Origin of the sequence: Staphylococcus sp. GDY8P57P, assembly GCF_017892585.1 — a bacterium.
Taxonomy (GTDB): Bacteria; Bacillota; Bacilli; order Staphylococcales; family Staphylococcaceae; genus Staphylococcus; species Staphylococcus borealis.
Genome location: NZ_JAESLK010000054.1, coordinates 1073 through 23740, shown reverse-complemented (window position 1 = coordinate 23740; position 22668 = coordinate 1073). Strand labels below are relative to the sequence as shown.

General features: G+C 34.4%; 21 protein-coding genes. 7 read left to right on the top strand and 14 right to left on the bottom strand.

From position 1 onward, the window contains the following. Positions 1-113 precede the first annotated feature (113 nt). The 4 genes from KA878_RS13285 to KA878_RS13270 all read left to right on the top strand — a co-directional run bounded on the left by KA878_RS13285 (position 114) and on the right by KA878_RS13270 (position 5123). A complete protein-coding gene (locus KA878_RS13285) occupies positions 114-281 on the top strand; it encodes a hypothetical protein (RefSeq protein ID WP_193838835.1) in 168 nt (55 codons plus the stop codon). Between the two features lie 302 nt (positions 282-583). Beyond that, positions 584-3268: an MMPL family transporter gene (locus KA878_RS13280; RefSeq protein ID WP_193838834.1), complete on the top strand. Its 2685-nt coding sequence runs from the start codon at positions 584-586 to the stop codon at positions 3266-3268. Positions 3269-3292: 24 nt separating this feature from the next. Further along, positions 3293-4237: a glycine betaine ABC transporter substrate-binding protein gene (locus KA878_RS13275; protein ID WP_193838833.1), complete on the top strand. Its 945-nt coding sequence runs from the start codon at positions 3293-3295 to the stop codon at positions 4235-4237. A 316-nt stretch (positions 4238-4553) separates the two neighbouring features. After that, a complete protein-coding gene (locus KA878_RS13270; protein WP_193838832.1) occupies positions 4554-5123 on the top strand; it encodes a TetR/AcrR family transcriptional regulator in 570 nt (189 codons plus the stop codon). Between the two features lie 44 nt (positions 5124-5167). On the opposite strand, the gene KA878_RS13265 is transcribed toward KA878_RS13270, so the two are convergent. Together KA878_RS13265 and KA878_RS13260 are read right to left on the bottom strand one after the other, a co-directional pair. Beyond that, complete coding sequence (locus tag KA878_RS13265; protein WP_193838831.1) at positions 5168-5341, bottom strand: hypothetical protein; 174 nt, start codon at positions 5339-5341, stop codon at positions 5168-5170. 185 nt (positions 5342-5526) lie between these two features. Beyond that, complete coding sequence (locus KA878_RS13260; protein ID WP_193839942.1) at positions 5527-6705, bottom strand: MFS transporter; 1179 nt, start codon at positions 6703-6705, stop codon at positions 5527-5529. Positions 6706-6940: 235 nt separating this feature from the next. Between KA878_RS13260 and KA878_RS13255 the strand changes: the two genes are divergently transcribed. Together KA878_RS13255 and KA878_RS13250 are read left to right on the top strand one after the other, a co-directional pair. Further along, positions 6941-7993, top strand: a complete 1053-nt coding sequence (locus KA878_RS13255) for an LLM class flavin-dependent oxidoreductase (protein ID WP_193838830.1) — start codon at positions 6941-6943, stop codon at positions 7991-7993. A gap of 17 nt (positions 7994-8010) precedes the next feature. Beyond that, the gene (locus KA878_RS13250) at positions 8011-8370 is read left to right on the top strand and encodes a DoxX family protein (protein ID WP_037538195.1); all 360 of its coding nucleotides are present in this window, start codon (positions 8011-8013) and stop codon (positions 8368-8370) included. Positions 8371-8433: 63 nt separating this feature from the next. Here KA878_RS13250 and KA878_RS13245 read toward each other — a convergent pair whose 3' ends face one another. The 4 genes from KA878_RS13245 to KA878_RS13230 form a co-directional block, all read right to left on the bottom strand. Beyond that, a complete protein-coding gene (locus KA878_RS13245) occupies positions 8434-9279 on the bottom strand; it encodes an SDR family oxidoreductase (protein WP_193838829.1) in 846 nt (281 codons plus the stop codon). Positions 9280-9438: 159 nt separating this feature from the next. After that, on the bottom strand, positions 9439-9915 hold the full coding sequence (locus KA878_RS13240) for a peptide-methionine (S)-S-oxide reductase (RefSeq protein WP_193838828.1): 477 nt from the start codon (positions 9913-9915) through the stop codon (positions 9439-9441). Between the two features lie 77 nt (positions 9916-9992). Beyond that, on the bottom strand, positions 9993-10349 hold the full coding sequence (locus tag KA878_RS13235; protein ID WP_193838827.1) for a hypothetical protein: 357 nt from the start codon (positions 10347-10349) through the stop codon (positions 9993-9995). Positions 10350-10363: 14 nt separating this feature from the next. Next, positions 10364-11347 carry a DUF4352 domain-containing protein gene (locus KA878_RS13230; protein ID WP_228480727.1) on the bottom strand — a complete coding sequence of 328 codons (984 nt, stop codon included), beginning with the start codon at positions 11345-11347 and terminating at the stop codon, positions 10364-10366. Between the two features lie 222 nt (positions 11348-11569). On the opposite strand from KA878_RS13230, the gene KA878_RS13225 reads away from it, so the two are divergent. Beyond that, positions 11570-11761, top strand: a complete 192-nt coding sequence (locus KA878_RS13225; protein ID WP_193838826.1) for a hypothetical protein — start codon at positions 11570-11572, stop codon at positions 11759-11761. Between the two features lie 180 nt (positions 11762-11941). Here KA878_RS13225 and gtfB read toward each other — a convergent pair whose 3' ends face one another. From gtfB to KA878_RS14435, 8 genes are all read right to left on the bottom strand, one after another. Then, complete coding sequence (gene gtfB / locus KA878_RS13220) at positions 11942-13276, bottom strand: accessory Sec system glycosylation chaperone GtfB (protein ID WP_193838825.1); 1335 nt, start codon at positions 13274-13276, stop codon at positions 11942-11944. Then, on the bottom strand, positions 13269-14777 hold the full coding sequence (gtfA, locus tag KA878_RS13215; RefSeq protein ID WP_193838824.1) for an accessory Sec system glycosyltransferase GtfA: 1509 nt from the start codon (positions 14775-14777) through the stop codon (positions 13269-13271). Before gtfA ends, gtfB begins: the two co-directional genes overlap by 8 nt. Positions 14778-14793: 16 nt before the next feature. After that, positions 14794-17184, bottom strand: a complete 2391-nt coding sequence (gene secA2 / locus KA878_RS13210) for an accessory Sec system translocase SecA2 (RefSeq protein ID WP_193838823.1) — start codon at positions 17182-17184, stop codon at positions 14794-14796. Further along, positions 17177-17719: an accessory Sec system protein Asp3 gene (asp3, locus tag KA878_RS13205; RefSeq protein ID WP_193838822.1), complete on the bottom strand. Its 543-nt coding sequence runs from the start codon at positions 17717-17719 to the stop codon at positions 17177-17179. Before asp3 ends, secA2 begins: the two co-directional genes overlap by 8 nt. Further along, the gene (gene asp2, locus KA878_RS13200; RefSeq protein WP_193838821.1) at positions 17703-19265 is read right to left on the bottom strand and encodes an accessory Sec system protein Asp2; all 1563 of its coding nucleotides are present in this window, start codon (positions 19263-19265) and stop codon (positions 17703-17705) included. The genes asp3 and asp2 overlap by 17 nt, the downstream gene beginning before the upstream one ends. Continuing rightward, positions 19255-20829, bottom strand: a complete 1575-nt coding sequence (gene asp1, locus KA878_RS13195; RefSeq protein ID WP_193838820.1) for an accessory Sec system protein Asp1 — start codon at positions 20827-20829, stop codon at positions 19255-19257. Before asp1 ends, asp2 begins: the two co-directional genes overlap by 11 nt. A gap of 9 nt (positions 20830-20838) precedes the next feature. Further along, a complete protein-coding gene (secY2, locus tag KA878_RS13190) occupies positions 20839-22038 on the bottom strand; it encodes an accessory Sec system protein translocase subunit SecY2 (protein WP_193838819.1) in 1200 nt (399 codons plus the stop codon). Positions 22039-22226: 188 nt separating this feature from the next. Beyond that, a partial coding sequence (locus KA878_RS14435) for an LPXTG cell wall anchor domain-containing protein (RefSeq protein ID WP_228481934.1) occupies positions 22227-22668 on the bottom strand: 442 nt, incomplete at its 5' end.

Sequence of the window (22668 nt, the reverse complement as noted above, 5' to 3'; positions counted from 1 at the left end):
ATTATACGGACTTTATCAAAAATTGTGTTCACATAATATAATAGATTTGAATGAAAGATATACATATTAATCAATTTGCTATTTTGTATATTATTGATTAGGAGGCAATGTTAATGCTCGTTCTTTCCATCACCTTATTACTCCTAGGTCTTATTCTAATCGGTATTAGTCGATTTGTTGCATATCAGCGTGACATTGATCTTAGAGAAAAAATTTATATTCCAGGTATTATTTTTGTATTAATTGGCGCATTACTTCTCCTGTTTGATTTAATGAAATAACCACAACTTAATACATGCACCCTATTATCTTCAGGTACACCAGCTTCAAGCGGTTACCTGTTTTTTTATTATCCCCACGAAATCATGCTATTTTCTCCAACATTTCTTCCAAAGTGTTGCATTTTCCAACGTCATATAACTTTTAATGGTACCGAACAAGGGTATAACTTGTTACATTATCAAATGTAACATTTTAAATAAGCTTAATTTGCGATGGTGATGTAACATCCTTGCTCACAATTCATCAACACACTATCTATAGGTTAAGCAAATAAAATCATAATGAAATAGGGGGAAATGTCTTGGCAAAGCTATTATATAAATTAGGAAAATTTATAGCTAAAAACAAATGGCTAAGTGTCATAGGATGGCTTGTCATTCTAGGTGTCATTATTACGCCTTTAATGATCAACTCACCTAAGTTTGATAGTGACATTACTATGAACGGCCTTAAGTCATTAGACACAAACGACAAAATCAGTAAAGAATTTCATCAGGATAGTGAAAAAGCCTCGATGAAAATTGTCTTTCATTCTAATAAGAATGATGGATTGAATAATAAAGATACGAAGAAAGATATTGAAGATGCACTAGATAACATCAGACAAAATGATGATTACATCCAAAACATCTCAAATCCATATGACACTGGACAAGTTAACGATGAAGGTGACACTGCGATTGCTAACGTAAGTTACGTCGTTCCACAAACTGGATTAAAAGATTCATCTAAACATATCATCGACAAAGAATTAAAAGATGTAACAGATAACCATAATGTTCAAATCGAGAAAACACAAGGTGGCGCTATGAATGCCGAACCTGGTGGTACATCTGAAATTGTTGGTATCGTCGTAGCATTTGTAATTTTACTTATTACTTTTGGTTCGCTGATTGCAGCGGGTATGCCAATTATTAGTGCAATCATCGGCTTAGGTTCAAGTGTTGGTATCATTGCGTTATTAACTTATATCTTTGATATTCCAAACTTCACACTTACACTAGCCGTAATGATTGGTTTAGCTGTTGGTATTGACTACTCACTCTTTATTCTATTCAGATTTAAAGAACTTAAGAAAAAAGGTGTCGATACTGTAGAAGCTATTGCAACTGCAGTTGGTACAGCAGGTAGTGCAGTCATATTTGCTGGTCTTACCGTTATGATTGCTGTTTGTGGATTATCACTCGTGGGCATTGATTTCTTAGCAGTAATGGGATTCGCTTCAGCAATTAGTGTATTATTCGCAGTATTAGCAGCATTAACATTATTACCTGCACTGATTAGTATCTTCCATAAGAGCATTAAAATTAAAGATAAACCATCTAAAAGTAAAGATCCTAAAGATCACCCTTGGGCAAAATTTATTGTAGGCAAACCAGTTATTGCAGTGATTGTGAGTTTAATTATTTTAATCTTAGCTGCGATTCCAGTCAGTGGCATGCGTTTAGGTATTCCAGATGACAGCTTAAAACCAACGGATTCATCAGAGTATAAAGCCTATAAATTGATCTCAGATAACTTTGGTGAAGGTTATAACGGACAAATCGTTATGTTAGTTAATACAAAAGATGGTGGCAGTAAAAACACTATCGAACGTGACTTAAATAATATGCGTAGCGATTTAGAAGATATCGACAATGTAGATACCGTGTCAAAAGCGCAATTGACTGACAATAACAATTACGCACTATTCACAATTATTCCTGAAAAAGGACCTAACGCTCAATCTACAGAAAATCTCGTATACGACTTACGTGATTATCACAGTCAAGCTCAAGAAAAATATGACTATAGTACAGAAATTTCAGGACAAAGCGTCATTAATATCGATATGTCCGAAAAATTAAATAACGCTATTCCAGTATTCGCTGGCGTTATTGTTGTATTAGCATTCTTCTTATTAATGATTGTATTCCGTTCAATCTTAGTTCCATTAAAAGCAGTACTAGGATTCATCCTATCATTAATGGCTACATTAGGTTTCACAACATTAGTTATTCAAAACGGCTTTATGGGTGGCTTATTCGGAATTGAAAATACAGGACCATTACTTGCATTCCTTCCAGTGATCACAATTGGCTTGTTATTCGGACTTGCCATCGACTACGAGTTATTCTTAATGACACGTGTCCATGAAGAATACAGCAAGACGGGTGATAACGACCATTCAATTCGCGTCGGTATTAAAGAGAGTGGACCTGTCATCGTAGCAGCAGCACTCATTATGTTCAGTGTGTTCATTGCATTCGTCTTCCAAGACGATAGTGCAATCAAATCAATGGGTATCGCACTTGGATTTGGTGTCTTATTCGACGCATTTGTCGTACGTATGACGTTGATTCCTGCGCTAACTAAACTGTTTGGCAAAGCTTCATGGTACCTACCTAAATGGTTAGGTTCAGTATTGCCAAATATTGATGTAGAAGGTAAAGCTTTAGAAGAAGATCAACATCAAGACGCATCTTCTGAAAAAGATCATGACAACGATAGACATGGTGAATACGCTAGCCCAGACAAACAAGATCATCGTTATCAAAATGGTAGCCGTCACGATAATCACAACTATAATGATGAAGATTATAATCGTTCTGTACATCTAGGTCATCATCACGACACCCGCACGCACCAACATCATTACTATGATAACCAATATGATGATATTGATTATGCGTCACTTTACACGCAAAATGGCGATTATAGTCAGCACGATAAATATAATGATCGTGCGCGTCGCGATCGAGACAAATACGATAGACAAGATGAAAATCGTTATAACAGTGATGAACAATACAACGATCGTCATCATGAGCACGATTCAAATTTCGACAAAACAACAAATCTTTATAAAGAATTAACTGATAGCAATGTCGATCAAGATGTATTATTTAAAGCACTTATGTTATACGCTCGTGAAAATAATAAAGGTGTTTACGATAGATATAACCGACCATCTCACCATCGTCACGATGACGAATATAGAGACTAATGATTACAAAGGAGGAAACACGTTATGTTAAAACGACGTAGTTCGAAAGTGATAGGACTACTAGCCACACTTGCCTTAGCCATAGTGCTAAGTGCTTGTGGTAATAGTGGTAGCGGTAGTGGTTCATCTGACGATAGTCAAACATCACTTGGTAATAAAGAAATCGAAATACCCTATATCGCGAGTGATAATTCCACACCACGTTCACTAGTGATAGCAGAAGTATTGAAAAAAGCAGGTTATGATGTAACGACTACACCTGTAACAGCAAGCGGTCCATTATATGCTGCTGTCTCAGAGAACACTGATTCATTCCATGCATCAGGTATCTTCCCTACTACTGATAAAAGTTATTACGATAAATTCAAAAGTAAGTTAACTATTTATGATGACAAACATTTAATTGATAACGCAAAAGTAGGCTTAGCAGTACCTAAATATGTACAAGACGTTGATTCAATTAGCGACTTAAAAGATAGTGATTTCGGTAAATCTGTAGATTGGACAATTCAAGGCACAGATGCACGTAATGGTGTGATGAAAGAAACGAAAGATGAACTTGATAGTGACAATCTTGATAAATATAGCTTGAAAGAAAGCTCTGACCAAGAACAATTCAAAAAAATCCAATCAGCTTATAAACAACAAAAACCAATTGTCTTCACAGCAATGGAACCAAGTTGGTTCTCTAAAGAATTAGACGTTAAAATGTTGAAAGATCCCGACAACATTTATGGTAATAACAATCAACATATCGATTTAGTATTTAACAAAGACTTTGAAGAAGCACATCCTGCAGCATATACAATTGCAACACGTATCGCAGATGACTGGAGTAAATCTGATGAAGAAAAATTAGCTAAACAAATCTTTGTTAATAATAAAAATCCAGAACAAGTAGCTAAAGACTACGTGGACGGCAATGATAATAAAGTGGATGAATGGTTAGACGGTATTGATACAAAATAACCTTTCACATGGGAGAAATTAAATAAGGGGCATGCTTGCTTGATATAGCATGATTTAAAATGGGAGTAAAATGGAAATCTCTATCACAATTGATTTCTATTTTGCTCTCATTTTTTGTATACATTAACCTTTCATAACTATAAACGTGTTGCGCACATATTTTACTTTTTATTTTTGATTCATATTCAATTGCACTATCCACATATGTAATCCCATTACATAATGGTTATTTTTGGAAATATAAAAGTCATTGTGATAAATTACTCTTATTACGTCAGGCTATCTGACAAGATTAAAGATATAGGAGCATCAGATAATGCCGTCAGCAAATCAAAAACGTATGATTAAACATATACATGAAACTGTGTTTGTACTTTTACATGATTATCATTTTGATGAAATCACTGTTCAAAAAATTTGCGATATTGCAGAGATTAACCGTAGTACGTTCTACAGATACTTTCAAGATAAATACGATTTACTCTACACCCTACCTGATTTCATTACTCAACAAATTATAGCTAAAGGTGACACGTCAGCCAATATTACAACACCAGAGTCGTTTGAAGATTTTATATACTTTATTGGCAATAATAAAAAGATTTTCAAGCATTTATTAGTATCATCGCGTCAAGCTGATGTATTTAGAAGCTTAACCAATGTGAGTCGCGATATGATGCTTAATAACTCCAAACGTCAAGATGATCCATTAGCTAAGAAGATTAGAGAAAGTAAACATCCTGAAATTGTAGCCGATTTTTATAGTAGTGGCGTAATAGAAGTACTACGCCGTTGGGTCGAAAATGACTACAATTACAATGTTGAAGAAGTGTTTGAAACATTAAACAACGTGCTTGAAACATCTCTAAATAGCCATAACAAATAAAAGCAATCTCACACAAACCAGGCGTGAGATTGCTTTTTAATTGATTACTTCCGTTTTCTATCTCCTGTTGTTTTATAAACCATGAAGATACTATTAGCAATGATTAATAGTGCTAGTATGACCATTGGCCAAACACCTATATTAACCATATTGAATACAATAAGTATTATCATCAAAACAAGATTTAGTGCATTTGAAATCAACATTAATCTATCCACTAAAATCACCTCTTATTACGTTATCCCCTGTTCCACTCAATTTAATTACAATTTTACGTCTACGATTGAAAGTTTTGTTTTTTCACAAATTGATTACCTACTAATTATGCTGTGCCGATAAGACGAATAAACAACATCGAACTTATTTCGTTTGAAATTGAAATGAAGTGAGAGGTTACTCAGTGTTATCTTACTTCATTCTTCCTACGTGGCAGGCATAAAGCAATTATGATAGCTATAATGCCAATGACGGCAATGATATTAAACTGGATTGTAAAGCTTGAAATCGCATTTAACACAATACTTAATACTGGTGCAATCGCTGTACCTAAAAATAAAATAAATGTATTAACTGATAAAAAGAAGCCTTGGTTACCATTCACGGTTAACCCTACTTTAGAAATCGTTGATGGGATTGCGAAGGCAATGCCACTTACAAATAGCACACTCCAAAATATGAGTAATACGATATTCGTTGTCATAGACATCAAGATAAGCGAACCTGTGCTCACAATCAGTGCACCTAAGATGAGATTTTTAACGCCAATACGGTCGCTAATACGCCCCGCTACAAGTGACAGTAGCATACCTATAATACCGAACAATTTAGCGTTAATCGCAGTCGTTTCATTTCCACCAATCGTATCGGACGTGACGTAATTATTAAACACTGTATACATACTAATAAACATCGTTAATAGTGTTAGTGACACACCATAACATAGTAGCACTGCTTTATTTGTCTTAAAATCACTAAAATTATTAAAGAATTTAAGTAACTGAATGTTTGGATTTTTCACTGGGCTTTCAGGAATTTGTTTAAGAATAACGAAAGCTAGGATAATATAAAGCACCGTTAATGTGAAATAAACCATGTGCCAATTTGAAAAGCCAACGATAATTTCACTTAAGTTTTGACCAATAATCCCGGATAGCATAAAACTTGTACTAATAAAGCTGATCGCAGTCATACGTTTAACCGGCGCGTAGGTTTCTGTGACATATGTGATAGATATGGGTGAAAAGGTAGCGGCAAATATGCCTTGTATGGCTCTTAAAATAACAAGTATCGTGAAAGAATGTACAAATCCTATAACTAAGCAAATAAGCACTAACCCACTAATACCAAATAATATAGTACGAATACGTCCATATTTTTCTGAAATAGTACCATAAAACAAACAACTCACTGAATATGTAATGGAAAATGCAACACCGTTTAACGTTGCAATGGATTGTGGAATTTTAAAGTCTTTCGCAAATTCTGCTGTTAATGGGATAGCAGTATATAAACTACTCATAACGATAATTCCAGCAATAAAAAATATGGTTGTTATTTTGTTATAATTCATTGGTTTTTGGATAGACATTTTGCTTCTCCCTTCTTCAATGTTTTCTACAACATTTCTATTATGACACTTTCGACTACTTTTCAAAAGACCACTTAAAATTGACGAAATACTTTTAAAGTTCATGCATTTAATAAATTTATACATCACCCTTTTCAAAAAAATCTCTAATTCGAAACATTTCTATTGACTATTCCTAAAATAAGGGCTACAATTCTAGTATAAATTTTATACCAATGGAGGTGACGTGTTGAAAATAGAATTAGGTTTGACTTCATTTGCAGACAATGGTGATATGGTGATGCCTGATGGTACACAACCCGCCGTGTCAAATGCGCAAAGAATTCGCGATATTGTAGAAGAAATTGAATTAGCAGATCAATTAGGTTTAGATATATATGGATTAGGCGAACATCATCGTCCTGATTATGCTGTATCAGATCCAGTCACTGTGCTTGCTGCTGCAGCATCGCGTACGAAGCATATTAAATTATCTTCAGCAGTAACTGTGTTATCATCAGATGACCCAGTACGTGTGTATCAACGCTATGCGACATTAGATGCTGTATCTAATGGGCGTGCTGAAATTATGATTGGTCGAGGGTCATTCATCGAATCTTTTCCATTATTCGGTTATAATTTAAATGACTACGAAGATTTATTTAATGAGAAATTGCAACTGTTATTACAGATTAACGAACATGAAGTCGTAAGTTGGGAAGGTAAGTTACGTCCAAGTTTCGACCCAACAGGTATATATCCTCGTGTCGAGCATGGTAAATTACCTATTTCCATTGCAACTGGTGGCACACCTGAATCCTCATTAAGAGCAGGTGCCTTTGGATTGCCGATTACGTATGCGATTATTGGTGGTAATCCTAGACGATTTACACGTAATATTGAGATTTATAAATCCGTTGCAGAATCATACGGTCATAATCCAGATGAATTATCTGTATCGGTGCACTCATGGGGCTACATCGCTGAAACTGATGAAGAAGCTAAGAAAGAATTCTTCCCTTCTTTGAAAGCACATCATGACATTTTAGGTCGCGAACGTGGTTGGCCTAGCTTTGATGAGAATATGTTAGAACGAGAAATTGGAAGTCACGGCGCAATCTACCTGGGTAGTCCTGAAACAGTTGCCCAAAAGATTATTGATACTGTGGAAACCTTAGGTCTTAACCGTTTCATGATTCATACACCTGTAGGCTCAATGCCTCATGCGAATGTAATGAAATCAATCCGTCTATTTGGCGAACGCGTTAAACCTATTGTTGATAAATACTTTGAAAACAAATAAAAAGGAGATTTTAAATTATGATTTTACGTTATGCTGCAAACTTAAAACTTGCTAAAGAATTATACACTGCTTCAAAACCTAAATTAAAAGGTGACCAAGAAATGAAAGACACATTCCAAAATGTATTTGGTTTACCAGAAAGTTCAGTTAAATTAGCTGGTACTGTAGAAGCTGCTGCTGCTGCTTTTTATGCTGCAAGTTTCTTAAACAAAAACTTATCACGTTTAGGTTCAATCGCTACTTTCGGTGTATTAGGCGTTGCTGCTTACAAACACTTTGAAGCTGGCCATGGTAAAGAAGGCGCTCAACACGCTTTAGACTTATTAGGCTTAGCTGCTTTAAGTTTCGCTGATACTTTCGATTGCGATAACAAATAATACAATTTAACTATAATATGAAAGTAGGACGTGTGATTAATGCTATCACACGTCCTACTTTCTTTATTGATCACTTTTCAAAAATTCTGGGAAAGTTTGTGGTTTATCATGAACAAGTTGTTCAAAGTCATCTGAATGTTGGTCGAGTAAACCTCTTGCACCCGCATCGTACATTGACGCTAGCAATGCGCCAAATCCTTTCGGTTCATCGTACATTTCTGCAAAAGTGTCAAAAGAAACAGGATCGTACTCAATCTTAGTACCTGATGCTTCAGAAAGTATTGCTGCTAACTCTGTCATAGAATAGCTATAACCTGATAGTAAATATCTCTGTCCAAACTTATCCGGTTGTTGTAATAACGCGACAATTCCTCTGGCAATATCGTCTCTTGAAATATAATTAATACGCCCTTCTCCTACTGGATAAATTAATTTATGCATTTTTGCAAGTTCTGGCAAATAAGGTTTCAACGGATCCATATACATCGCCATTCTGACATACGTATAATTTAAGCCACTTGAGGCTAGCAAACGTTCCGCATAGCCAAAGTATGGGCTCATATGAAATGGATTATTATGTTGATCTGCATAATAACCAATAAACATGATGTGTGAAACGTTGGCTTCTTGAGCTGCACTAACTAAATTCTCGACTTCTGGAAGTCGTTTAAATGATGGATGAATGATACTTGGAATAAATACAACTGTATCAATACCTTTAAATGCCTCAACCATACTTTCTTTATTAAAATAATCTAACTCTCGAACATTAACTTTATCTTTCCAATGCGCTGGCATTTTATCTGGATTTCGTATACCAATATTGAAATCAGATAACTGTTCTTTAATAGCATGTTCCGTTATATGTGAACCAAGATGGCCTGTTGCCCCAGTGAGTAAAATAGTCATATTTATCGCTTCTTTCTCTTTATATTTAAATAATTCTTATTTTATTATACTTCCTATAGTTATGATATTGCCTAAATAAGCTTTGTTATGCATAATCTTTTCTGAAAAAATATTGAAGGACGTTATAGAATTTAATATTTTGAGCAAACTTGATCGTAGTTAAAGATATTTTTGCAACATCTCACGACTAATATGACAATATGAGATATCCTCTGGATGTTTATCGAGTCGGTCCTGATGTTCATCCGCACTTGGAACATAGTTATTTAAGGGTAATACCTCTACAGCAATACGCGCCTTATCGGGTCGACTAGAAATGAAGCTTCGTGCTTCTTCAAGATGTTCCGCCTTCTCACTATATATCCCTGTACGATATTTTGGCCCTTCATCTACACCTTGTTTATTAATACTATACGGATCTATAATTTCGAAAAGGTAATTCATTAAATCAGTAATTGTTAATACCATAGGGTCAAACGTCGTTTTAACACATTCTGCATAACCGTCATATGTATCACTCCGTTGCGAGGAGGTCCCATTTGCACGTCCCGCTTCGGTCGTTAAGACACCCGGCAATGTTTTAATAAATGCTTGGACACCCCACAAACATCCACCTGCAATATAAATTGTTTCCATCTCTAGCACCTCATTTCTAATCTTAATTATAAAAAAATAGAAGGCACTTTGTTATCGTTTCCTTCTATTCCATCAAATTATTTTCTAACTAACGCAATGATTCCTGCAACAATAATTAAAATGCCTGATAAATAACCCATAAATTCCATTAAAAATATGTCTAGTAAGCCACCAACGATTAAAATAATTCCTATAGCTATTCTATCTCGTTCAATTAGACAGCTTAATATTAAAGTAAAGATACATAATAATAACGCGCTAAGTGCTATTACAGTCATTTTAAATGAATTTTGAGTTCCTAGTATCCAACCTATAGTTACGATTACCATTCCAGTTAGACCACCGATAATACCAAGTGCACTACCTAAAATACCTAATGTTTTTTCAGCAGTTCGATTCGTTGGTTTAGGTTTATTCATGTCTATATACGCCATTGTTGTCTCCTTCTTTATGCTGCATCATCTTCAGAAGTTGCATCTTCTGAATGACTGTCTACTGGTGGCTCATCAGAACCAGGTCCACTTGAATTGTCATCAGACTCTGATGCTTCATTGGCAGCTTCTTCAGCTTGTTGCTGTTCATATTCTTCTTGTGCCAATTGATCTTCATATGCTTGCATTGCTTTTTCATATTCCTTTTGTGCTTTTGCATTTTCTTTTTCATATAATGCTTCTACACGTGCCTCTAATTGATCATATTCAATTTCTAATACATCTTTAGAGACATGGTTCATCTTTTCCCCGTCAGTAAGTGAATTATATTCATCTACTAAGGCATTATACATATATGCTGGATACGTCACACCAACATCAGCTTGATCTGTATCTTTAGTTTTATTATTAGTGGTTGAGTCTGACTCATCTTCAACATCAGTAGTTGAGTCAGCCGAAGTATCTTTGCTGCCATTTGAATTTTTAATTTCTGATTTATTGATAATCCATTGGCCTCTTATTTTATTGAAGTTAGGTACTGTATCTAACTCTAACGTGTATTGATCACTATCGGGTACATCATAGGTAATGTAGCCTGAAGCCGTGTTATTATGATTCAATTGATGGCTGAACCCTTCATGCATGTCTTCGCTTCCATACCATTCTTCATAATTCTCATTATTCACTTTCATACTAAAATCTGTATTATCCATTAAAACTTGATCATCATTATTATTTCTAAATTTTATGTATACTCTCAAGGCTTTGCCATTTTCAGGCGCATTGTAGTCAGTGTAATGATCAATAAATTCCGCTTTAACAACTTTGATATCTACACCATCAGCATCCACAACTTGTCCTATTTTAAATTTCTTCATTTTGTCCGTAGCTTTTGCCTTGCTATTTGATTCTTCACCCTCAGCCTCATCCTTGTTGTCGCTGAAAGAACATCCTCCTAAAAAAATTAAAAATATAATACTTATAAAAAATAATCTTTTCATATTAGCCTCCTCATCTTTTTTGTAAATTAAAAGAATACTATTTACATATATTATTTTATATTTTAAAACTTAAAAAGCAATATATTTTTTATATTTAATTTAATTAATTTAGTCGATTAGTGCGTTACAAAATTTTGCAAACCAAAATAGATGTTTATTCATAACTTTTTCAGAATTACTTTTTAGACTGATATTACAAATTGGATAAAGGAGTGCAGACAAATGACTAATATCATAGCTTCAATATTATTACTCATTTCAATGGGGAGTTTAGCAGTAGCATTTCTTACAGGAATTTATCAAATACTTTCATGGTTAAGAGACAAAGATTATTCTCCTAGTTTTAAATTACCTATATTATTCTTTTTATTATACGTGGTATTCTATATCCCAACATTTATATTAATCAATTAAACATAAAGGTGGTTTATATGAAATGATTCGTTAAACTCCCTCCTCAATTCCTAAAATTAAGTGTCTGGATATGATTACTAGAGAAATAGGAAGGGAGTGGGACAGAATTCTTTTGAATTCGTTGTCCCACTCCCCGCTTGCTTTTCAACAAGTATGAAACTTTAAAGTTCTCTCTTAAAATTATTGTATCGCATCATTAACTATCGTTTTAAATGCACGTTGATCAATGCTATTGTTCTTCTCTTGTTGCGCAACAATACGTTGTTTGAATTGTTTTTTATCTTGTGCGACTTCGTTCAATATTTCAATTAACTGTTGTGGCTCACTTTGCTGAGTGATATTCTTTTCTGAAATAAATGCACGGCGATGTGCGGTTTCATCATAAGCTATAATCAATTGATTATTAAGCATTGCACGCTCAATGGCATTTACAATTTCGCCACCCTTATTGATATCTAAATAAACATCGCAAGTTGCGAATAAGTGATGAATCTTTTCTTGAGTAATGGTTGGATAGAGTTTAACGTTATCATATTTGCCTAAGTCCATTAACTTAGCGGACATTTCAGTAATCGCACCTATATGAAATTGATAATCTTTACATTGCTGTATGATCTTTTCCAAATTTGGAATATCATCAGAATTTGTTAAATTGAGTATTTGTTTCGTATATTGATTGGATTTCTGATAATCATACACATAACCCGCTTGACAAATCAATGGACGATAATGTGATGCAATATTGGATGTAATATTTTCAAACTCTACACGATCTGGGATAATTACACTTGCATGAAAGCGCCCATTATCTAGCAATAAGTTCATATTTCCCGGGACATCTCCATAACTCTGTTCTTGCCAAAATAACACTGCATTTGCAATATGATTCGATTGGTATAATACAAAGAAAGGTGTCGCTAATGAATTAATAAAGACGTCTGATGTATCAACATCTAATTGTTCTAAGAAGAAGCTGATAAAGTCCTGCTTCGTCGCAAAGAAATGCGACTGACCTTGCCAATCTAAGACGATATCATTAGTGACAAAGTTCTCGTATAATACCTCATTGCCTTGTCGATCCACATACGTTTTCAAGATTGCCGTTTTATTTAAATCATATATCGTTTCCGCATATTTAAAGCCATCTTTATTGTAAAAATCAACCGACCGCAGTTGACCATTTGTATCAAACCATTCTACAAAGTTTACGATTCTATTTTTAAAGTGTTCACGATAAAAGATACGACCTCGAACATGACCGTTATCTATAATTTCAGCTTGATCATGATTACCTTTAATTTCCCATAATGGTGGTACTTGAACTTCATTGAAAAAGGCTGCTTTATCACTATTCTTATGTTCGTAATTTGCAAAAAATTGATAAGGTGATATAAAGCCATCAGGTAAAAAACCATCATCGTCCATCACAATAGTTTGATGCTGAAAGCCTGCTAGTTGAAGTGATTGTTGAAGTTTTTGTGATGCTTCATCATATTTTTCAAATAAATTAATCATATAGCACCTCATCGATTAGATTTTGCCATTTTTGCGTAATATACTCGGTTTTAAATGATTCTGCTATTGTATATGACGTGTCATGTGGTTGCTTAGGTCCATCATTAAAATACTGCACGATTTTCTCAGCCATATGATCAGTAATAACCTCGATATCTTGGTTATCCCTATCGATAGGAATGAGGTAGCCATTTTCACCATGCTTAATAAAGGTTGGATTGCCATAATTCACATCAAAACCTATCATTCCAAGTCCTGAACCTACCGCTTCCATTAGCGTTAAGCCAAAGCCTTCACTTGTTGATGCCGACATAAACAAATCATAGTTGGCATAGATATCATCTAATTTCACATGCCCTTTTAACTGAATATAATCTTGCGCTTGATGTTCCGTAATAATGTCTTCAATCTTCGTTCTTTCGTTCCCATGACCATATATATCAAATGTTAACTGTGGTACCTCTTTTTTAGCTTTAATGACCGCTAGCGCTATCCAATCTACATGCTTTTCACTCGCTAATCTTGAAGCTGTAAGCATTGAATATGGCTTTCTCTCCGTCTTTGGATAACTCAATTGATGTAAGCTACCAACAGGTATGGTACGAACACGAGGTTGATGTGCGGTATAGGTTTCGAATTGTTCTGTTAGAATCCGGTTTTGTAGGTCTGTTGCTGTAATGTAAAAATCAATATAAGGTGCTTGCGTAAAGACATATTCATAATAATTATTCCACAAAATATAACGGTCATCTGTAGCATTGTCACTATAATGTTCTGCATGCACAACGATGCCGACTTTACTTTGTCCTTTATGTTCCAAAATCGCTTGCCCCACTTCAGTTGAACGATCGATAATGACAACATCATTCGCGTTTAAGTTTAATTTCTCCATGAAATAAGCTACAAACGCTTGTTTACTGTATAAACGTGCATCATCAAATACATACACACTGGATTCTCCGTCAATATGTTCCTTATAAGCAATAGAACCATCTTCATTATAAAACTGTCTCTTATATAACTTGGCACGATTTTCATATGGTGCATAATACTCTGAGAATGTACGTACATAGCTATAGTAATCCTTTCGCACTAACATACCGTTAATGACAAATTCTGCACGATCGACAATTGTGTCATTTTCATTTTTTAAATAACAACTCACATATGAATTATCATTTCCAATGTATAAACGAATCGTTTTACCCGTGATGGTTTGGGCAGTGACAGGATTACCTAAATCGTTAATCAAATCATCAATAGTATACGTTGTTGGTGCAATGGGAATATCACTAAAATATTGATACAACCATATCACTTCATCATCTTTAAACCCGATATTGGCTGTTAACGTTTGAATATTTTCTGCGGAAATAAAGTCCAGAAAAATAAATTTAGCTGGTTGATTGACCGCTCTTAATAATTTAGCACGATAAGCTTGGGCATATTCTACACCACTGCTCGCCCATCCAATGCCAAAATTGATATTATATATTGTCACTTATGAACACCTCATTTTAAGGGAAATGTACTACTAAATCTTGCGCTTTATCAAACGTTAAAATACTTAAGCATAAATTACGAATGATTCCTCGTTTAATATTAATCAGCATCATGTCATAGGTTTCTAGCGCTACTTTATGATACTCGAAAATCGTATTACGTTGACCATTTTGTCGGTTATTGACACTCGCTTTAAGTTGTTGCAATTGATCAACTTGACTGATCCATTCAGCATCGATTGCTTTTAATATCGCTTTTTGTTGAAAACGTAATTTAAAATAATCATTATCTGCAATTTCCATATTATATTTTAGTTGCTTGTTGAATTGTTGTATTAAATAATCGATGGTTTGGTCACGGGTTTGTATATGTTGGCTAATTGATGTGTCATGGAAACTAAAACTCAATTGCTCATATATATAACGCACAATGTCATCTTCTGTATAGATTCCCCTTGTTCTCAAATCATAGTCAAAGACATCACGCGCTAATGTATCATAGTCAAATGCACTAAAGTCAGATGTTTCAAGGATACGATTGCGTTCTTCATACACACGATCACGTTGAATACCAATACTTTTTTCAAATTCATTCGCCATCTCACGTGCCATCATTGCAGTTTCTTCAGATACACGCTGTGCTTTCGAAACAATGCCCCTCACTTTATTTCTGAAAAAGGGACTATTTTGTAATTTCACTGAATCAATATTTCTTAGTTTCTCATTTTCAGCTAACTTCGACTTACTCCATCGTTTAACAATATAGTCATCTAATGACACATATATCTGTGAAACGCCTGGATCACCTTGGCGACCTGAGCGTCCACGTAATTGTCTATCAACTCTACTATTCTCCATATGTTCATTGATAATCACAGCTAAACCGCCGAGTTCATGTACGCCGTCACCAAGTTTAATATCTGTACCTCGTCCTGCCATACTCGTTGATACTGTAACAGCACCAAGTTGTCCTGCCTCAGCAATCATTTGTGCCTCTTTGGCAACATTTTGTGCAATCAATAGATTATTAGGAATATTTTGTTTAAACAATTGTGCTGAGAAATATTCAGCCGCTTCTGCAGTTCTTGTAATTAAGAGTACCGGCTGTTTAGTAGCATGAATATTGACTACATTTTCAAGTATTGCCTTATTCTTATCTTCGGATTTCGCATAAACACGATCTTCTTTATCATTACGTATAATCGGATTGTTAGTTGGAATTTCTACCACTAATTTAGAATACAAATCGAAGAATTCCTTTTCACCTAACTTGCCCGTTCCCGTCATTCCTGAAAATTGATGAAATAACTTAAACAAATTTTGGAACGTAATTGTCGCCATGACACTTAAATCTTGTGATAAATCTACAGATTCTTTCGCTTCAATAGCTTGATGTAGACCAGATTGTAGTTTCGTACCTGGCAACATTCGTCCTGTAATACGGTCAATCAGTACAACTTCACCATTGTATATAAAGTAATCCAAATTATCTTTAAATAGATATTTTGCACGTAATGATAAATTGATGATACGTACTAAATCAAAATGTTGTGGTAGATAGATATTATTCACTTTAAAATAATGATTCGCTACATCAATACCTTCATCTGTAAGCCATACTTCTTTTTTGTTTAATTTTACTTTGAAGTGCTTATCCTCGACTAACGTTTCTACAAACATTTTTACAATGTGAAATAAATTTGATTGGACACGTGGCGCACCAGAAATGACTAGCGGTGTTTGTGCAGCATCCAATATAATAGAATCTACTTCATCAATAATCGCAAAGTTTAATTCAGGTAAATATTTAGCGTTAATATGATCTGCTAGATTATCAAATAAATAATCAAATCCTAAACGGCCATTCGTAGTATAAATAATGTCATGATGATATAATGCTTGCTTTTCATTATCGGCATAGTCATAGTCGGGACTATCAACAAATCCAAGCGACGCTGTTAAACCTAACCATTCATACAACGGTCTCATTTCTTGAAAGTCACGATTAGCTAAATAATCATTTGTGGTAATTAGAAACGCACTTTTACCAGTGAGCGCGTTTAAATAGAGTGGCATAGTTGCTGTTAACGTCTTACCTTCTCCAGTTTGCATTTCTGCAATGTTGCCTTGATGCATAACAATCGCACCCATCACTTGAACATCTTTCGGATACATGCCTAATACACGTTTTGATGCTTCACGAATCGTTGCGTACGCTTCAGGTAACAATTTATTTAAAGTCGTTTCATTATTAGCCAAACGTTGTTTAAACTCAGCCGTCTTAGCTTGTAATGCTTCATCTGAAGATTGACGCATTTGTTCACTTAATCGATTGACTGCTGTCAATTGCTTCTGTAACCGTTGCAAACGCATTGAATTAATCACGTTACTTACACGACTAGCCATTTTGACCACCTCTCATATCGCTTCTTACGCCAAATATGACCCGATTTAATACGTCTAAATTCACTTCACTATCTACATTCTCATGCGCTACAGTATCCGCCTTACCTATTTCTTGAATTTTAATATTTTTGAAAAAGAGATGCGACAAACCAGCATTAATTAATTCAATTTTATAAGCATAAGCTTCATCAGGAAATTGAAATGTAGTATCGCTATGTTTAATAATTAAGTACGAATGTTCAGTATCATTTTTACGATAAAATGTCATCTTAATATAGGCACTTCCTTGAGGCTGCGCATCAAAGTTCAACAATACATTATAGTGATATCCCTTTTTCAAAATAGGAAGTGAGGGCACAGTCTTATGTTCACTAAATGTGGTTAACATACGCCAATCATGTATCACAGTTCCTGACGGCATTAATGGATTATTAAAATCCGTCCCCTCATCTTGAAAGCGCAGTTTCGTACCATACATAAACGTTCCCGTATTAATATGACGCCACAATAATGTGTAACTATTTAATACTGACATTGCTATCTCTCCCGAATTGATCTTTTAGAATAATGTTATAAAAATTGACAAACCAGCTAGTAATGGTAGGTGAATCATCATTATGTCGTCCTGGTACACCACGGCTCATCATATGTGCACCTTGTTTCTCCAATACTTGTGATACATTTTGGAAGGCTTTGGCATCGTAATCATCATTGTGCATGTATGCAATAGCAAAGATTGTATGCGATAAATGACTCGCTTTTAATTTTTCCCAAAATCGTGTATCCAAGCGTTGAATGTTTGGCATTGCGTTATCTCTTTCATTCGCTAGTAAAACATCATTCGCTGTTCCAAATTCATTAGGCCGTAACAATTTCATATTATCTGCTATCGTTCCAATATTTAATAATGGTTTCCCTACTACAACTGCAGCTGGTTCTAATTGAGCTGCATAGTACAGCGCACCAAATGAGCCCATCGATAATCCTGATAGTATGAGCTCATCATGTTTAAAGCCTAGAAAGTCTAAAGCATGGCGTATTACGTCGATGATCCCTTGTTCAAATGTTTCGGATCCAAGGTAAAATGAACCACCTTCAAGTCGAGGATCTCCAATTAAAATAAATGGCGCATCCATCTTATTCATCATAAAATAACCTTCAAATCCTTCAGCAGGTCGATAACCACTAAAATACACATTGAGCGGTGGTTTCATATCACCTGGATTGAAATAATGAATAAACTCATCTCGCTTCTCATCAGCAAAACGCTGTCCACCCATAATAAATTGTCCCATTTCTAATCGTGACCAACGTTTATGAATCGCACCAATACGTAACTTACCCTTACCTTTCGCTTTAAGCGATACACTTATATTGGCTTGTTCTGACCACATTGGCATTTGAATAGGTTGCGTTAAATCGTGCTGTAGATAACGCAAGGTCACATCTGGAAAGTTTGCGGACCATATTGGCGTTAGTCTAAAGGTATATTCAATTTCGACGTCCCCTTCAATCACATACTCCGGCCAAATTTCATTAACGATGTTCTTATCATTAACTAAATTTTGCGTCCACGTAACTAAAGGTTTAAAAGCGTCACCAAAGTCTCCTTCTAGAACGAGATATTTATTTCCTTCATATTCATACGTTCCTTGAAAATTTGGATTAACCATCGTTTTAATTGGTGATATCCTATCACCATATTGCCCAGGAAATGTCACAGCTAACAATTTATGATGTAGCTCTTCCTCAGTTTGATAATTAAGTTTCTTTACAAATTTGTGTTGGATCAATGGCTCATCATCATATTTTGGAGACCACATTTGTGCATCAATGACCGTATTATGAGGTGTTGTGACGATTTGCAATAATGCCAGTAATTCGGATGAGTATGCACTTTGCACAAATACTAAATCAAAGTTACCAAACGTTTCTATGATACTTTTCACAGCCTCAATATAACCACTATCGAATGTGAATAATGCATCATCTAGATAATCCCATTCAACACCTTTTTTATTATCAAATAATGGTTCTAAATCTTGCCCACCCACTTGTAAAATTCTAAATTTACGTGCCATGCATTTCACCTTCAATCAAACGATGTAATCGTTGAATAATCTTTTCTGAACTAAATTCATTACTCAGCTTTATAGAATGCGCAAATGAATAGTTCCAATTCTTTAAATTGACTAAGAAATAATCTAAAGCTGTACTCAATTGTTGAATCTCTTCAATGACTAAACCATTTAACTTATGATCAACATAATCCGTTTCTCGCATATTTATTTGAGGTACACCCGCACTAATACTTGAAATTTGTAAATATAAATCCGGTTCTCGATTTAAATCTACAATCACTCTCAATCGCGACATTTCTTTGATTAAATCTTCTTCGAAAGGCACATAAATCAACTTAACCTTCTCCACTTCGTCTTCAACTAACTCCGTTTGTAATATATCTTGAACCTCTGGCGAGAATGACTCAGCCTCTGTATTTAATACTTTATTTAATTGGTGAATCTCATCTTTGAACCATTGTGGTATATCACTTTCAACTGAACGCGTTAATACATGTAGCATTGTTTGCTCATGTTGATTAATATATTGACTCAGTTGATCCATAACTGAGCGTAAGTCGTTATCCTTAAGTTCACCTAACCAAACACCAATATTTGTTTCATATAATTGGCTACTCATATTAGGTAATATTTGTGCATCAAAGGGTGTCACACGCATTGTTTCAAAAGGTAAATAGTTAGGATTTTGAGCTATAAATTGGTCTAACAATATCGTATTCTCTTGCGTATCCACGATACAGTGATTCGCTTTACCAATCGTCTCTAATAATGCAACATTGATCGTTTTATTTCTCTGCTTAAATATCGAGAAACACATATTCTCTGGTTTAAATGTATCTATCATTAAATGATTATGTCGTTCATCTGCAGCAATAATTATTTTATCGTCATCTGCTAACGTCGACATATGATATTGCTGTAATTTTTCATGGATAAGTTCATCCATATTTTTATACGCTTTCTTTTGAAAATGATCATCAAATTCTGATTGAATCTCTATCCTCTGCGTCGTAAAATTTTGAACCATCATACATTGACCGTCTACATTTAAATAATATCTATTCACAGGTGCTTGCGCCTCATTGTATGTCTCAATAGCTGACACAAACCCTCTGTCATCAAATATAAATTTACGACTAAGCCTATTCTGTTCATATGCTTCGATATAGAGTAAATAGCCTTCTTGACTAAAAATAATTTTGGAAAATTGATTATCACCCGTAATAGCTATCACTTGATAAGGTGTATAGATAAATTCCGTATCCTCAGGCCAAGATAACGTTCTAAAATCAATCGCTATAGGTGTGAGAGACGTCGCCCCTTGTATGTCATCAAACAGAGACCAGTAATTTATTTCATAAAGTTCATGACGATGTAAAAACAGACGCAACATAGGAATATAATTTAAGATGATTGTATTAAATGATTCATCATTTTTATGGTGCATTGACATTAAACTTACCATGTCATCAAATTCTGTCGTTTTTCTTTTTATGAAAAAAGGCGCAACAGCGCTATCCCACCAATTGTTCGAATCATACCATGCAGGTATAAACTGTTTCATAATTATCTCCTACCAATATTTATTCAAGATTTGCTTGTATCGATCAAAGTATAAATAGGTGCGAATCGTCTCACCAATATTAATACTGATATAAACTAAAATAATTAATTGCATTGAAAAGTAAATTTCTGTGGATAGATTAGGCACTAACAATGTTGAATATAATGGCACTGCTAAAATCAGAGCAACTAATATGGCGCCAGTCCAACATACCTTTCTTGCTTTACTATTTAAATATTGTTCTGTCTCACGACCCGGACGTATAGCATCAAAATAATTTCCATTCTTTAGAAATTCATTCGCTTTTTTCTTAGTATTAATTAAGAAACGTGACAGCGAGTAACTTAGTACGATTTGTAACACAATATAAAATGTAATGCCTATTGGACTAGCAAAACTTAAAAATTCTAAACTTGCATTAGTACCAAATAATGATGCTATTAAATGAATCAAGTTATTAAGCAATACATAAACTGATAAACTGATCATAATTGAAATACTCCCAGCCGGATTCAATTTCCATGATAAATATGTTGGTGTCTTCTGCGTCGTGTTATTCATCAAGTCTTTATAAGGAAGTCGATATTCCGATAACTCAATAAATAATAAAACGAGTAATGCGACGAGTAATGTCACAATGACTAATATGAGTAATACGACACTTACGTTAAGTTTAAAAAAATGTTGATTATTAAATAAAGACTTAATCAAACTCGTTAATACAATAGGCATAGGTCCACAGATACCATATGTGATGTTTTGATCAGCTAACCAAACTAATAACATTGTCCCTGTAACAAGAACTAGCATAAGTAACATGACATTTGAATCTTTAATAAAGTTATTATGAATATACGTATTGATTACAAAATAACTTTGAAATATCGCAAACACTATCGTTATAATTCTTTCCTTGTAATGCTTTTCAGAACGTGTTTGTTTCGTAGCTTGATCCAAATTTCGATAATTCAATAGCATAATGATAACTAGCGACGTTAACCAAGGACCAAGACCTAATGAGAACACATTTAACGTATGAAGATCTCCACCCACATTCGAAACCGCTAATTTAAAAAATGTGTCTTTATTATCATATACATCGTTTGAACCTACGATTGAAATATGACTCCCGAAAATGTAGACAACCAATATAAAACAGGTAAATACAATCCTCTTATATAAAACCTTATATTCACGATTTTTTATCATAATTCCACCTAAAATTTTAAAAATAAAGTTTTTTACATTATATCAAAGAGGCTAAAGATATTAATTAGTTTGGTTTATACATACATTATTCCAACCAATAATTATACTTTAGCCTCTTTTTTTAAGGATAGACAATCACCTTATTGACAAGTGATTATTTTATAAATCTATCTCCCTAATGAAATAGTTTATTGTTCTGATCCTTTATTCTTTTTATCTTTCTTATTTTTACGAGAATTTCTAACTAATCCTAACCCCGCTAACATTGCTGCAACTGATGATAATAATCCAGTCGAATTAGATTCTTTACCACCTGTTTCTGGCAAGTCGTCTTTAGCATCATGTTGCTGTGCGTTGCTATGCATTTGTGAGTCATTGTTACTTTGTGATTCCGAAGTGCTCATCGACGTACGGCTTGTTTCACTTTCTGATGTTGATGTTGAATGACTTAGTGATGTACTTGGATTTGTTGATGTGCTCGTACTTTCTGATGTTGTTCCACTAGTTGATGCACTTGTACTTGTTGATGTGCTTGAACTTCCTGATGTTGAATCACTTGCTGATGTACTTGGACTTATCGATGTGCTCGTGCTTGAACTTCCTGATGTTGAGCCACTTGATGACGTACTT

Coding starts and splice junctions, on each gene's coding strand:
- gtfB (WP_193838825.1), bottom strand. CDS start 13,276: ATGATTAATTTATTTGAAAAATATGATGAAGCATCACAAAAACTTCAA.
- KA878_RS13230 (WP_228480727.1), bottom strand. CDS start 11,347: ATGAAAAGATTATTTTTTATAAGTATTATATTTTTAATTTTTTTAGGA.
- asp1 (WP_193838820.1), bottom strand. CDS start 20,829: ATGAAACAGTTTATACCTGCATGGTATGATTCGAACAATTGGTGGGAT.
- asp3 (WP_193838822.1), bottom strand. CDS start 17,719: ATGTCAGTATTAAATAGTTACACATTATTGTGGCGTCATATTAATACG.
- asp2 (WP_193838821.1), bottom strand. CDS start 19,265: ATGGCACGTAAATTTAGAATTTTACAAGTGGGTGGGCAAGATTTAGAA.
- secY2 (WP_193838819.1), bottom strand. CDS start 22,038: ATGATAAAAAATCGTGAATATAAGGTTTTATATAAGAGGATTGTATTT.
- KA878_RS13250 (WP_037538195.1), top strand. CDS start 8,011: ATGATTTTACGTTATGCTGCAAACTTAAAACTTGCTAAAGAATTATAC.
- KA878_RS13275 (WP_193838833.1), top strand. CDS start 3,293: ATGTTAAAACGACGTAGTTCGAAAGTGATAGGACTACTAGCCACACTT.
- KA878_RS13285 (WP_193838835.1), top strand. CDS start 114: ATGCTCGTTCTTTCCATCACCTTATTACTCCTAGGTCTTATTCTAATC.
- KA878_RS13235 (WP_193838827.1), bottom strand. CDS start 10,349: ATGGCGTATATAGACATGAATAAACCTAAACCAACGAATCGAACTGCT.
- KA878_RS13270 (WP_193838832.1), top strand. CDS start 4,554: ATGCCGTCAGCAAATCAAAAACGTATGATTAAACATATACATGAAACT.
- KA878_RS13240 (WP_193838828.1), bottom strand. CDS start 9,915: ATGGAAACAATTTATATTGCAGGTGGATGTTTGTGGGGTGTCCAAGCA.
- secA2 (WP_193838823.1), bottom strand. CDS start 17,184: ATGGCTAGTCGTGTAAGTAACGTGATTAATTCAATGCGTTTGCAACGG.
- KA878_RS13225 (WP_193838826.1), top strand. CDS start 11,570: ATGACTAATATCATAGCTTCAATATTATTACTCATTTCAATGGGGAGT.
- KA878_RS13245 (WP_193838829.1), bottom strand. CDS start 9,279: ATGACTATTTTACTCACTGGGGCAACAGGCCATCTTGGTTCACATATA.